General features: G+C 39.9%; 11 protein-coding genes. 4 read left to right on the top strand and 7 right to left on the bottom strand.

The annotated features are described in order from the left end of the window. Positions 1–68: 68 nt before the first annotated feature. From ACH11B_RS05915 to ACH11B_RS05905, 3 genes are all read right to left on the bottom strand, one after another. Positions 69–1,535: a lipopolysaccharide biosynthesis protein gene (locus ACH11B_RS05915; protein WP_377610160.1), complete on the bottom strand. Its 1,467-nt coding sequence runs from the start codon at positions 1,533–1,535 to the stop codon at positions 69–71. A gap of 54 nt (positions 1,536–1,589) precedes the next feature. Further along, positions 1,590–1,862: an acylphosphatase gene (locus ACH11B_RS05910; protein ID WP_289554156.1), complete on the bottom strand. Its 273-nt coding sequence runs from the start codon at positions 1,860–1,862 to the stop codon at positions 1,590–1,592. A 127-nt stretch (positions 1,863–1,989) separates the two neighbouring features. Beyond that, complete coding sequence (locus tag ACH11B_RS05905; protein WP_377610020.1) at positions 1,990–3,165, bottom strand: amidohydrolase family protein; 1,176 nt, start codon at positions 3,163–3,165, stop codon at positions 1,990–1,992. A 176-nt stretch (positions 3,166–3,341) separates the two neighbouring features. Between ACH11B_RS05905 and rlmN the strand changes: the two genes are divergently transcribed. Both rlmN and ACH11B_RS05895 read left to right on the top strand, forming a co-directional pair. Continuing rightward, complete coding sequence (gene rlmN, locus ACH11B_RS05900; RefSeq protein ID WP_041387983.1) at positions 3,342–4,397, top strand: 23S rRNA (adenine(2503)-C(2))-methyltransferase RlmN; 1,056 nt, start codon at positions 3,342–3,344, stop codon at positions 4,395–4,397. 145 nt (positions 4,398–4,542) lie between these two features. Beyond that, entirely contained in the window at positions 4,543–5,232 is a 690-nt protein-coding gene (locus ACH11B_RS05895) for a ComF family protein (RefSeq protein ID WP_041387126.1), read from the top strand. A gap of 289 nt (positions 5,233–5,521) precedes the next feature. Here the strand turns inward: ACH11B_RS05895 and glyA are convergent, their stop codons facing one another. The 3 genes from glyA to ACH11B_RS05880 all read right to left on the bottom strand — a co-directional run bounded on the left by glyA (position 5,522) and on the right by ACH11B_RS05880 (position 8,111). Further along, positions 5,522–6,793, bottom strand: a complete 1,272-nt coding sequence (gene glyA / locus ACH11B_RS05890; protein ID WP_013664432.1) for a serine hydroxymethyltransferase — start codon at positions 6,791–6,793, stop codon at positions 5,522–5,524. 154 nt (positions 6,794–6,947) lie between these two features. Continuing rightward, the gene (locus tag ACH11B_RS05885; RefSeq protein WP_377610018.1) at positions 6,948–7,700 is read right to left on the bottom strand and encodes a segregation and condensation protein A; all 753 of its coding nucleotides are present in this window, start codon (positions 7,698–7,700) and stop codon (positions 6,948–6,950) included. A gap of 225 nt (positions 7,701–7,925) precedes the next feature. Then, positions 7,926–8,111 (bottom strand): hypothetical protein, encoded by a 186-nt coding sequence (locus ACH11B_RS05880; RefSeq protein WP_377610016.1) that lies wholly within the window; start codon positions 8,109–8,111, stop codon positions 7,926–7,928. 448 nt (positions 8,112–8,559) lie between these two features. Between ACH11B_RS05880 and dxs the strand changes: the two genes are divergently transcribed. Together dxs and aspS are read left to right on the top strand one after the other, a co-directional pair. Continuing rightward, entirely contained in the window at positions 8,560–10,488 is a 1,929-nt protein-coding gene (gene dxs / locus ACH11B_RS05875) for a 1-deoxy-D-xylulose-5-phosphate synthase (RefSeq protein ID WP_377610014.1), read from the top strand. 154 nt (positions 10,489–10,642) lie between these two features. Continuing rightward, entirely contained in the window at positions 10,643–12,394 is a 1,752-nt protein-coding gene (gene aspS, locus ACH11B_RS05870; protein WP_130854752.1) for an aspartate--tRNA ligase, read from the top strand. A 48-nt stretch (positions 12,395–12,442) separates the two neighbouring features. On the opposite strand, the gene ACH11B_RS05865 is transcribed toward aspS, so the two are convergent. Beyond that, positions 12,443–12,886 (bottom strand): single-stranded DNA-binding protein, encoded by a 444-nt coding sequence (locus tag ACH11B_RS05865; protein WP_013664428.1) that lies wholly within the window; start codon positions 12,884–12,886, stop codon positions 12,443–12,445. Positions 12,887–12,890 lie beyond the last annotated feature (4 nt).

Below are 12,890 nucleotides of genomic sequence, written 5' to 3'. Positions count from 1 at the left end.
AAGTAGGGAAGTGCCTATATCCGGACTTCTCCTTTCATCGCTTTAACGCTATCGCAAAGGTTGGGCCATTATCTTCGCTTATAGCCTAATAATTGTTTAAGCTGTGGCCCCTCTTTTAAGTATATACCGATTAAGAAGAGCAAAAGCAATCCGTTACCGATTATTAGGTTCCTTCCAAATACGTAGAAAGATAACCAACTCAAAATAATTGCACATACAATATACGTCAAATTTTTAAATGTATGATAGGGAATTGGGTAATTTTTTTGTCCTAAAACATAAGAAAGAATCATCATGCAGGCATAGGTTATCATCGTAATCCAAGCTGACGCGATAAAGCCGTAAGAGGGAATAAAAACCAAATTCAACACAATAGTAACAATAGCTCCGGTACCTGAAATATAAAGACCATATTTTGTTTGATCAGATAATTTATACCAAATAGATAAACTCATATATACACCTAAGAAAATATATCCTAGTAAAAGGATTGGAACAATTGATAATCCTTTCCAATTTTCCATACTTGTTGTAAGAGAGGACCCGGCTATAAAATATTTTAAAATCTCAATATTGGCTACTAAACCAAACATGCCTATTGCCATGGCAATAACGAAATAATCCATAATGATGGCATAAGTTTGACCTGAATTTTTTTCTTTTGCTTGACTAAAGAAAAACGGCTCGGCACCTAAGCGAAATGCCTGGATGAAAATACTCAAAAATACGGCTAGTTTTGCCGACAATCCGTAGATACCGACTTGCGTTTCGGCGATATCATCCGGTAATAATTGTCCTAAAAATACTTTATCAAGGTTTTCATTTATAATAAATGAAAAGTTGGCAATCAAAATAGGGAAACTATAAGAAAACATTTCTCGCGCTAACGGGCCATTGAATCGTAATTTCAGTTTGAGCAATTCCGGGATCATGAGCAATAGTGTGACCGCGCTAGCGATTAGATTGGATAGGAAGACATAACCAACCCATTGGGAATGATACCAAGTAGAAAAGTATGGAGCAATGGATAGATCAGTCTTAATGGCCCAAGGAATGAAAACGATAAAAAATAAATTAGAGGATACAAAAATGAAAATGTTAAATAACTTAATCATTCCATATCTTAGCGGGCGTCCGTCTGCTCTGATTTTTGCGAACGGAATAACAGCGATAGCATCTAATACTAAAATAAGTGCAAAATAGGTGATATACCTCGATAGATCTGGGTCCGATATATTCATAAAGTGCGCTATTTCCTGCTTAAAAAGCAGCACTAGGAGAAGGAAACATAAACTGATAGCAAGAATTATCAGAAAGGTGTTATTGTAAACGGCCTGCTTATTATCCTCTTTTTTTTGAATGTAGCGGAAAAAAGTGGTTTCCATTCCAAAGGCAAGTAATGCGTTCAATAGCGAAGCATAACTATACATCGTGGTAAAAATCCCGAAGACGGCTGTGGATAGTTTTCTTGAAAATAAAGGTGTAAGGATAAAATTGACTAAACGAGCTATAATCGTACTTAAACCATAGATCATGGTTTGCCCGGCAAATTTTCGTAGTGTAGACAATTTTTGTTGACAGTTAAAATGTTAACGCTTAAGAATTTCGAAATTGTTATAGTTTTTCAGTTCACCTGAATTAATTTCAACTTTTTCGACAACAGCATGTTCCGGTCCCTCATGGCACCACTCTAAGAAATTCTCCAATCCGAAAGCATCTCCTTCTGCTTCTATATAAACACTTCCGTCGGGTAAATTCTTGACAAAGCCGGTGACTTTTAACTGATTGGCAACGGCTTTAGTTGCTGCTCTGAAAAAGACTCCCTGTACTTTTCCGAAAACGGTAATATTTAAATGCTTCATTGGCACTGATACTTCTTAAGGACAGTCGAAACTGTATGTTACAAATGTGCAATTTTTTTGTAAATCAACTTGTCTCTTTTCCATAGGATTAATTATGCCGAATAGCAATTAACAGAAAATGAATGCTTTAGATTAAGGGCGTAACGGTTGAGTTTTCGCTCAGTTTTAGCCCTTGCGTGTGACTGATGAGGTTAAGGCCAGGTTTTTTGCCCTTTTCTAGACTGCCGTATTGGTGATCAATACCTAAGTATTTGGCGCCATTAAGCGTTGCCCACTTTAAGGTATCCTCAAGTTTTAAATGCGGGAAATGAGCGTGCAGTGTTAAAAGCTCCGATAAAATGCATAACTTATCGTTAGAAGCTAAACTGTCTGTGCCTAGCGTAATGGGACTGTCCTGATTCAGAAATAGGTCGATTTTTGGCAGCCTGTTTTCGATATACAGATTGGCATTAGGGCATATACACCAGGTCACGTTTCCCGCAAAACGATCCACAAAAAAAATATCTTTCATGTTTGTGTACGTGTTATGAACAAACATAACGGGTTGCCGCTTTGGTAATAGAGGAACGATGGTTTGAATAGAATCCCTGGCTTGCGCCTTGAAGAAGCCAATATCTCGGTTTAACTTTCGATAAAAATCAATAAATTGCCCTGACTTATAGCGATAAAGCTTGTTCTCCTCTTCGCTTTCCTGATTGTGGATACTGAGCAGATTGGTTTCCGGTTTATGAAGTTGTTTTAAAAACCTGAAAATTTCTTTACATACCGAGTAAGGGGCATGCGGTGTGATGGAAGACGGTAGCCCGTCGAATGTTTCACAGAGCGCTAAGCCATCTCTAAACACTTCTTGCGCTTTTTCCGGTTCAAAGCACAGAATTTCTATAAAGGTATGGTAATAAAGGCTGCTTTTCTCCTTTGTTTCTTTCGAAATAGCACGGTTTGCAATATCACCAACCGCCACAATACCATTCCTTTTCATTTCCGAGTCGGCAGATTGCATGGCCTTTACAACTTCCTTCTCGTTCGCATTCCGTTGCCCAATAACAGCTTCGATGAAAGGAATTAGCCCAGTGCCTTTGGCGAATTTACCCTTCAGATGGGAAAGTTCTAAATGACAGTGCGTGTTGATAAATCCCGGAGTAATAATACCCTTATGTTTCGTAATGGTTTTATCCGATATTTCTTTTGCTCCTGATTCATAAACACCTATAATTTCACCGTTCTCGTCCACCCCAATGATACCATTATGAATGGGTTTTGCAGAAACGGGAAGAATATAGTCTGCCGAGTAATAATTTACCATGACATCTGAGGTTCACTAAAAATATGAAGAATTCGTCTACTTTTTTTAATAATTACGGGCAATGTTAGCAAAAAATATGAAACTAACGAAATTTGTTTCACGCTTTAACACACTTGTATAACAAAGGATTATATGTTTTTGTGTTAAAAAAGCGGTATATTTGCACCGTGAAAAACATGGGAAAGAAAGTAGATATCAGATCGTTAAGCCTTGAACAGTTGAAGGAAAGTTTACTCGCTTTAGGCGAGCAAAGTTTTCGTGCAAAGCAAATTTTTGAGTGGTTATGGATGAAGTCGTGCGTAGATTTCGATAATATGACCAATCTTAGCAAAAAGTTACGCGATTCGCTGAAAGAGAATTTTATAATCAACGCTGTTCGCATCGATAAATCCCAATACAGTGCTGATAAAACCATAAAGAGCACGTTTAAGCTTTTTGACAATAATATTATTGAAGGTGTTTTAATCCCTACTCCCGATCGGATGACTGCCTGCGTCAGCTCCCAGGTGGGTTGCAGTTTAACATGCAAATTCTGTGCAACGGGATATATGGATAGAAAGCGGAACTTAAATGCAGACGAAATTTACGATCAAGTTGTTTTAATCAATAAACAGGCAGAAGAAAACTATTCGATCCCCCTAAGTAATATTGTTTATATGGGAATGGGTGAGCCGCTACTTAATTATGCCAATGTTTTAAAATCTATCGAACGGATTACAGCTCCTGATGGACTGAATATGGCAGCAAAAAGGATAACTGTTTCAACTGCCGGAATAGCCAAAATGATTAAGAAGTTGGGAGACGATCAAGTGAAATTTAATTTAGCCCTCTCCCTTCATGCAGCGAATGACGCAAAAAGAAATGAAATCATGCCGATTAATGAGCAGAATTCGTTAAAGGCATTGGCCGAAGCGCTAAAATATTATTTTGCCAAGACAAAAAATCCCGTTACTTACGAATACATCGTTTTTAACAATTTTAACGACGAATTGGAAGATGCAGCAGAATTGGCGTCCTTCTGCAAACACCTGCCTTGTAAAGTTAACATCATTGAATATAATCCCATCGCCTTTGCAGATTTCGAGAATGCGGAAGGGGATAAAATTGATCGCTTTGCGGCGTTTCTTAGAAAAAGAGGTATAACCACCAATGTCAGAAGAAGCCGGGGCAAAGACATTGACGCTGCATGTGGACAGTTAGCTGTTAAAGAAAAACAAGAACAATTGATGTAAGCTTAAAGCTTCGAGAGAAAGTTTTAACTAACCGATGGCCAAAGCTGATACGATCATGTATTAATAGCTGCGCATACAAAATAGTAAGGTTGTCAAAGCGGGAAGCCAAGTGCGATTGATGGTCTTATGGCATTAATTATAGCCTATGATGATCCGGTATTTTCAAGCCCTTGTCTCATTACTATATCCCGAATTATGTGCGGGCTGTAAGCGATCGCTGTATGAACATGAATCGCTTATTTGCACCCATTGTCTCTATCATTTACCAATTACAAATTTCCATCTCGATCCGGCAAATGCTGCAAGCAAACAATTGTGGGGTCGGGTTCCGTTACAGGCGGTTTCTTCTTATCTTTATTATGTAAAAGGATCCACTGTTCAAAACATACTGCACCATTTAAAGTACTTCAATAAACCGGAAATAGGAAATATGCTGGGTAAACGGTATGGCGAACTGTTATACTGCTCCACTTTTCGGCATGTTGATCTCATCGTTCCCGTACCTTTGCATCCTAAAAAGCTAAAGAAAAGAGGATACAATCAAAGTGAGTTTTTTGCAAAAGGACTGAGCGAAAGCTTTAAAGTTCCGATAGAAACAGGAAATCTAATTCGACATACTCGCACAGAATCACAAACAACAAAAAGACGTTATGAACGTTACGAGAACATGAAAGAAATATTTGAAGTACTTAAACCTCAAACCTTTCAAGACAAACATATCTTGCTGGTGGATGATGTGCTAACAACAGGTGCTACCATTGAAGCCTGCGCTTATAAACTCTTGGAAATAGCTGGTGTACGTGTTAGTGTAGTGACGCTAGCCTATACCAAATAAACGTGATGGAGTTCTTCGGTCTATCATTAGAATAACATTATACTTTCTTCGTATTAACCATACTATTAATAAGGGGTTGAAAAAGGGTTGAAAAAGGGTTGATAAGGAGTTAACAAAGGGTTAGTAAAGGTTTTATCTAGGTTAACCCCCCACTAATTCTTTATTATTACTAAATGAATACTTATTTAATGGTAAGATATGTATTGATTAATGTCGAAGTTAAGCCAACAAAAACGGGCATTCACATTGAATGCCCGTTTGTTAATTTTACGACAGATGATCTTACTGTCTATTTATATAAAGGAAATTTTGCCATTAATTGAAGCACTTCTTCATGAACCGCATCAAGCACGGCTTCGTCTTCCGGCGCGTTAATAACGCGATCAATGAATTCAACGATTTGTACCATTTCGGTTTCTTTCAGTCCTCTAGTTGTTATGGCCGCTGTTCCCATACGGATACCTGATGTAACAAATGGTGATTTGTCATCAAACGGCACCATGTTTTTGTTCGTCGTAATACCGGCTTCGCCTAATGCAGCTTCCGCTGCTTTGCCGCTGATTCCTTTGTTTCTTAAGTCAATCAACATGGAGTGGTTATCTGTACCACCTGAAATAATTTGATAACCTTTGCTAACGAAGGCATCTGCCATTGCCGAAGCGTTTTTCTTTACTTGCAAGATATAACTCATATAATCGTCGCTTAGTGCTTCACCAAAAGCCACGGCTTTAGCGGCGATGATATGCTCTAAAGGACCGCCTTGCGTACCGGGAAAAACAGCCATATCTAAAAGGGAAGACATCATTCTTATTTCACCTTTAGGAGTTTTTAAACCCCAAGGATTTTCAAAGTCTTTACCCATCATAATCATACCGCCGCGAGGTCCTCTCAGGGTTTTATGTGTCGTGGTCGTGACGATATGGCAATGCGGAAGTGGGTCCGTCAAGAGTCCACGAGCAATTAAACCGGCTGGATGTGAGATGTCAGCTACTACTAAAGCACCGATTTTATCAGCTACCTGACGAATAAAGGCATAATCCCAGTCGCGTGAATAAGCAGAAGCTCCAACAATAATTGCTTTTGGTTGTTCTCTTAACGCCGTTTCTTCTAAGGCTTTATAATCGATTAGGCCGGTTTCTTTGTCGACACCATAAAAATGAGCTTCATATAATTTACCGGAAAAATTTACCGGGGAACCATGCGTCAGATGTCCTCCATGGGAAAGATCGAACCCTAAAATTTTATCGCCCGGTTTAAGTATCGCTAAAAATACGGCGGCATTGGCCTGCGCTCCCGAATGCGGTTGTACGTTAACCCATTCGGCATTGAAAAGCTGCTTTGCGCGGTCGATCGCTATTTGTTCAATTTCGTCAACTACTTCGCAGCCACCATAATAACGCTTGCCCGGTAGTCCTTCTGCATATTTATTCGTTAATACAGAACCGGCTGCTTCCATGACCTGTTTGCTTACAAAATTTTCTGAAGCGATTAACTCAATACCTTCTTCCTGGCGTTGTAATTCTTCATTAATCAGCTCAAATATGATGTTATCTCTTTCCATTAAATATTGATATAAGTATCAGTTTTAGATAGTTGCGCAAAGATAGGGAAAATGTAGAGAATTGATAAGTGCTTTGTGCATTTATTAGCAGTTAGCTAGTTAACCACCGGCATTACCCTTTAGGTCTTAAATCTTACACCATAAACCCTATAGCTTACACCGCTTGTGCTTTCTCTTGTACCCAAAAATTGTTATATCCCAAACCTAATTGTATCTCGAGAATCTGCTGTTGAAGCATTTCCAGTATGGCTAAAAAGTTGTATACAAAATGAACCCTATTTTCAGAGTGCTGTTGAATGGCCTTAAAATCTAACTTTTGATTGATGGTTAATAATGAGGCAATGGCTTTTTTCTGTTGTTCAATCGTATACGGATATTGTACAACAGTATGTTTTACTTCATTCGATTTGTTTAGATACGCATTCATTAATCGATCATAAACTTTCATTAATTTATATAGATCGAATGAATTCAATTCTTCTCCCGGCTCCGCCTCATTGGCTGCAATTTTGAGATTAAATGCAATGTTGCCACGCCTTTCAACCATGAAACGGTTATCTTCCAACGCTTTTAGATCTTCACAAACCGTTTTGAATTTTTTATATTCTATAAGTTTTTGTACAAGGTCTTTCTTGAGGTCAATTTCATTGCCGTCTTCATCTATTTCAGGCCGTGGTAATAGCATTTTGGCCTTAATCCGCATCAGGGTAGCAGCAACAAAAATAAATTCGCTCGCCAATTCCATGTTCAGGGCATTCATGTGGTGTATATATCCCAAGAAATCATCTGTAATTTTAGCAATCGAAATTTCGTGTATATTAAGTTCGTCCCGCTCAATGAAAAATAGCAAAAGGTCAAAAGGACCTTCGAATTGTGGAAGCTTTATCTCAAAACCCTCTGTTTGCATGGTTCCAAAGGTACGCTTTTATTAAATACAAATTATAACTAGAGTAAGTGCGTTTAAAAGGAACGTTTTTTTTGTCACTTTTTTCCGCAAAAAGTAACCAAAAACTCATCACTTGGAACTTTGCTATAAAAGGTAGTGCCTCAACGTGCAAACCGCAAATTTCCTAGGTGATATTTTAGTAGAACGATGGGCTTTCACTTTTAACCGAACGTACTAGTTTTAGCCTTATATATAGCCAGTGTGTTGGGAAAAATGGCCTTGAACGATACCGAAGCAACGAGCAGCAAAGTATTTGCACGACTGTTCATCTTGCAATATACAAGCGGATTGAGGAAGTGAAACGGATCCAATACGCGCCATGAATGCTTTGCAATCAGGTGCAAGGTAGCCTGCACGGCCTTGATTATTCATTTGTGTTTGTTTTAAAAGGTATTCATGAGCTCGAAGCAAGCTTCTCGGTTGTTTGGTTCTTTATGATCAAGCATAAAGAACAGATACTAAAAAAATAGATTAATAAAAAGGTTCCTTTAATATAAATACCTTCATCTGTATGTTATAAGCGAAACCGACCAACGAGAATTCACCGAAGGTAATCTCTGGTATTAGACTTAAAGATTGATTTAGACAAAAATGAAATGTATAGCTGAAAAACAAAGCGAGTAGTTGCTTGTTGGTGAAAAATGAGCGGAACTAGCGGAAAGCTGAGATGGAACAGATCAGGAACAAAAAAAGCAGTACATAGCTAAATTGAATATTTATCCTTTACTTTGTAAACGTTTTGTTATTACCGTAATTTTGTATTTACAGGCAGAGAATGAGGACTGATTGCAGGACAAATTCTTTCAGAACCTATTTTAATATGGATTTTGAACCAGGAACGTTGCTAAAAAACATAAATAGCCCCGCCGATTTAAAAAAGCTCAGTGAGTCGGATTTAGAGAATGTTTGTAAAGAGCTACGTCAATATATTATTGATGTTGTATCTGTTTATGGCGGACATTTTGCCGCTAGTTTAGGGGTGGTGGAGTTGACGGTGGCGCTGCATTATGTACTCAATACGCCCTATGACCAATTGGTTTGGGATGTCGGCCATCAAGCCTATGGACATAAAATCCTTACCGGAAGACGAGATGTGTTTCATACCAATCGCGTATATAATGGTATCAGTGGGTTTCCTAAACGTAGTGAAAGTGAATATGATACCTTCGGCGTAGGGCATTCTTCCACTTCTATATCTGCTGCGTTAGGGATGGCGGTAGCTTCTCATTACAAGGGGGAAAATGATCGTCAGCACGTTGCGGTAATTGGTGACGGCTCTATGACAGCCGGTATGGCATTCGAAGCACTGAATCATGCCGGCATAGAGAAATCTAACTTGCTCGTCATTTTGAATGATAATTGCATGGCCATCGATCCAAATGTTGGTGCGCTAAAGGAATACTTAACGGATATTACAGTTTCAAAGCCTTATAACCGCTTTCGCGATGATATTGCTGCAGTTTTAAGTAAGATCTCCCAAATAGGGCCTGATGCGCTTGGCTTAGCCAAAAAGATAGAGAAGAGCGTTAAAGGGACTTTACTGAAAAATAGTAATCTTTTTGAATCATTAAAATTCAGATACTTCGGTCCGGTTGATGGGCACGATGTAAAACGCTTAGTTAAAATTATTGATGAACTTAGGGATATACCGGGGCCTAAACTTTTACATTGCATCACGGTAAAGGGAAAAGGTTTTGCCTTGGCGGAAAAAGATCAAACTAAATGGCACGCGCCAGGCCTATTCGATAAAATTACAGGCGAAATCAAGAAAACAGTTAGCGACAAGCCTGTAGCGCCAAAATATCAAGATGTTTTCGGTCACACCTTGGTTGAACTGGCCGAGAAAAACGAAAAAATCATGGGCATTACACCGGCAATGCCTTCGGGTTCTTCCATGAATATTATGATGAAGGCTATGCCCGATAGAGCGTTTGATGTAGGTATTGCCGAACAGCACGCGGTTACTTTTTCCGCCGGTTTGGCAACCCAAGGAATGGTGCCTTTTTGTAACATATATTCAACATTTATGCAGCGGGCCTATGATCAGGTGATACATGATGTGGCTTTGCAAAATCTAAATGTCGTTTTTTGTCTCGACCGGGCAGGTATTGCGGGTGCCGATGGTCCTACGCACCACGGTGCGTATGATTTGGCATATATGCGTTGTATACCAAATATGAAGGTAGCTGCGCCTATGAATGAAGAGGAGTTGCGCAATTTAATGTACACCGCACAAATCGAAGATATGGGGCCTTTTGTGATCCGTTATCCCCGCGGACAAGGTGTCATGCCTGATTGGAGAAGGCCTTTTAAAGAAATAACCATAGGGAAAGGACGAAAAATTTGTGACGGAGAAGATTTGGCGATATTAAGCATCGGGCATATCGGTAATGAGGTGGTAAAAGCTACCGTATCGCTTAACTCTGATGGGATTTTTCCTGCACATTACGATTTAAGATTTGTAAAGCCCTTGGATGAAGAGCTGCTGCATGAAGTGTTTCGAAAATTCAGTAAAGTAATCACAGTAGAAGACGGATGTATACAAGGAGGCATGGGAAGTGCTGTGCTCGAATTTATGGCAGATCATGGTTATCAGTCGAAAGTCGTTCGTTTGGGAATCCCCGATGAGTTTATCGAGCATGGCGAACAGAATCAGCTTTGGGCAGAGTGCGGTTATGATGCTCAACATATTATTTTGAACGCAAAGCAACTTTCCGAAGGTCGGAAAACCAATACCATGGCGGGGTAGGGAATTAGTTAGTAGCTTATAGCCTTTAGGCATTAAGTAATGGCCATGGAACCACGAAAACGTTAATAATAAAAACTGAAACTAATAAAGGGCTGATGGCCGATTTCTGAGAGCTGACCCGCTCTAAACCGACGCTAACAGCTAAAAACTATATATGTACAGAACACATACTTGCGGACAGTTAACATTAGCAGATTTAGGAAAAAAAATTACATTATGCGGATGGGTACAAAAGTCGAGAGATCTGGGAGGCATGACCTTCATCGATATGCGCGACCGATATGGCGTTACTCAACTGGCATTTAATGCTGATGACGATGAGGCCCTGCGTGCAAGGGCTCGGGAGTTGGGGAGAGAATATGTAATACAGGTAAAGGGAACGGTAATTGAGCGTTCCAGCAAAAACTTAAAGATCTCTACGGGAGAAATCGAAATAAAGGTAGCAGACTTGGCTGTACTGAATGCTGCGAAATTGCCACCATTTTTGATCGAAGATGAAACCGATGGCGGTGATGACCTTCGGATGAAATATCGTTATCTTGATTTACGACGTAATCCGGTACGCAATAATTTGGTGCTACGACACCAAATGGCACAGGCTGTTCGCTCTTTTCTTGATCAACAAGGTTTTTTGGAAGTCGAAACACCGGTGCTTATTAAGTCTACCCCTGAAGGTGCGCGCGATTTCGTGGTGCCAAGCCGGATGAATGAGGGACAATTCTATGCCTTACCGCAGTCGCCACAAACGTTTAAGCAGCTGCTGATGGTGTCGGGTTTTGATCGCTATTTCCAGATTGTAAAATGTTTTCGAGATGAGGATTTAAGGGCCGACCGACAGCCTGAGTTCACCCAGATCGACTGCGAGATGGCTTTTGTAGAGCAAGAGGATATCTTGAATTTGTTTGAAGAGCTAATAAGTTACCTCTTTAAAAAAGTTAAAAATGTAGAAATTGGTAAGCTTCCGCGCATGACCTATGCGGATGCTATGCGTTTATATGGTTCCGATAAACCCGATACACGCTTTGGGATGCAATTTGTAGAATTGAATCCGGTGTTGCAGGGCGCGGGTTTTCCGGTTTTTGACAATGCGGAATTAGTCGTTGGTATTAAAGCGGAAGGGTGTGCTTCTTATACCAGAAAACAAATTGATGCGCTCACCGATTTTGTAAAACGGCCGCAAATAGGAGCTACGGGATTGGTTTATCTTCGATATAACGAGGATGGATCGTTAAAGTCTTCGGTAGACAAGTTTTTTAGCCAGGAGCAATTACAGGCCTGGGCGAAAGCGATGGATGCTAATGTAGGGGATTTAATATTGGTAATGGCAGGAGATGCTGATAAAACGCGGAAACAGCTGAATGAGCTTCGTTTAGAATTGGGAAACCAGCTGGGACTTCGTGATAAGAATAAGTTTTCCGCCCTATGGGTTGTTGACTTTCCGTTATTGGAATGGGATGATGATACCAAGCGCTATCATGCGATGCATCATCCTTTTACTTCGCCAAAACCCGAGGATATAGCCTTACTGGATACTGCGCCTGGTGAAGTGCGGGCCAATGCCTATGATATGGTAATCAATGGAACAGAAGTAGGAGGCGGATCAATTCGTATCTTCGAAAAAGATTTACAGCAACTGATGTTCAAACATCTCGGTTTTACACAGGAAGAGGCGCAGACGCAATTTGGGTTCTTGATGGATGCATTTACTTATGGCGCACCTCCACATGGGGGCATTGCCTTTGGTTTTGATAGATTAGTTTCCATTTTTGCAGGCCTTGATTCTATCCGCGATGTTATTGCGTTTCCGAAAAATAATGCAGGAAGAGATGTAATGATCGATTCTCCAAGCAGTATTTCGCAGGAACAGCTTGATGAATTGAAGATAGAAATAAGCGCTAAGGCTTAGGGTAAAAGGTATAGGGTACTTACGCCGCTAACCCTATACCTAAAGACCTTAAAAAGGTAGATCGTCATCCTTATTCTCATTGAAATCAACAGTGGTGGAATTTGGGTCACTGCTGTGGTCTGTATTGCTTGTTTTTTCGCCATTGCCGGGCGATTCAAAATCGCTTTTCCTTCCCAACATGGTGAAATTTTCTGCAACAATTTCGGTCGTATAACGTTTTACTCCTTCGCGATCCTCGTACGATCGGGTTCGCAATTTTCCTTCTATATAGACCAATTTCCCCTTTTGTAAATATTTAGCTGCAACATCTGCAAGACCCCTCCACATTACAATATTATGCCACTCGGTTTGTTCGACTTTTCTTCCATCTTTATTAAAGGTTTCCGATGTTGCCAAGGGAAAACTCGCAACAGATACATTGCCTTCTAAATGGCGAACCTCGGGATCCTTGCCTAAGTGTCCAACCAGAATAACTTTGTTAATTCCTGACATAGCT

This window comes from Olivibacter sp. EAT-5 (assembly GCF_044784325.1).
Lineage (GTDB): Bacteria > Bacteroidota > Bacteroidia > Sphingobacteriales > Sphingobacteriaceae > Olivibacter > Olivibacter oleidegradans.
Note: the sequence above shows the minus strand (reverse complement) of the source record. Positions and strands in the feature narration are given on the sequence as shown.

Coding starts and splice junctions, on each gene's coding strand:
- ACH11B_RS05905 (WP_377610020.1), bottom strand. CDS start 3,165: ATGGTAAATTATTACTCGGCAGACTATATTCTTCCCGTTTCTGCAAAA.
- ACH11B_RS05885 (WP_377610018.1), bottom strand. CDS start 7,700: ATGCAAACAGAGGGTTTTGAGATAAAGCTTCCACAATTCGAAGGTCCT.
- ACH11B_RS05865 (WP_013664428.1), bottom strand. CDS start 12,886: ATGTCAGGAATTAACAAAGTTATTCTGGTTGGACACTTAGGCAAGGAT.
- aspS (WP_130854752.1), top strand. CDS start 10,643: ATGTACAGAACACATACTTGCGGACAGTTAACATTAGCAGATTTAGGA.
- ACH11B_RS05915 (WP_377610160.1), bottom strand. CDS start 1,535: ATGATCTATGGTTTAAGTACGATTATAGCTCGTTTAGTCAATTTTATC.
- ACH11B_RS05880 (WP_377610016.1), bottom strand. CDS start 8,111: ATGAATAATCAAGGCCGTGCAGGCTACCTTGCACCTGATTGCAAAGCA.
- rlmN (WP_041387983.1), top strand. CDS start 3,342: ATGGGAAAGAAAGTAGATATCAGATCGTTAAGCCTTGAACAGTTGAAG.
- dxs (WP_377610014.1), top strand. CDS start 8,560: ATGGATTTTGAACCAGGAACGTTGCTAAAAAACATAAATAGCCCCGCC.
- ACH11B_RS05895 (WP_041387126.1), top strand. CDS start 4,543: ATGATGATCCGGTATTTTCAAGCCCTTGTCTCATTACTATATCCCGAA.
- ACH11B_RS05910 (WP_289554156.1), bottom strand. CDS start 1,862: ATGAAGCATTTAAATATTACCGTTTTCGGAAAAGTACAGGGAGTCTTT.
- glyA (WP_013664432.1), bottom strand. CDS start 6,793: ATGGAAAGAGATAACATCATATTTGAGCTGATTAATGAAGAATTACAA.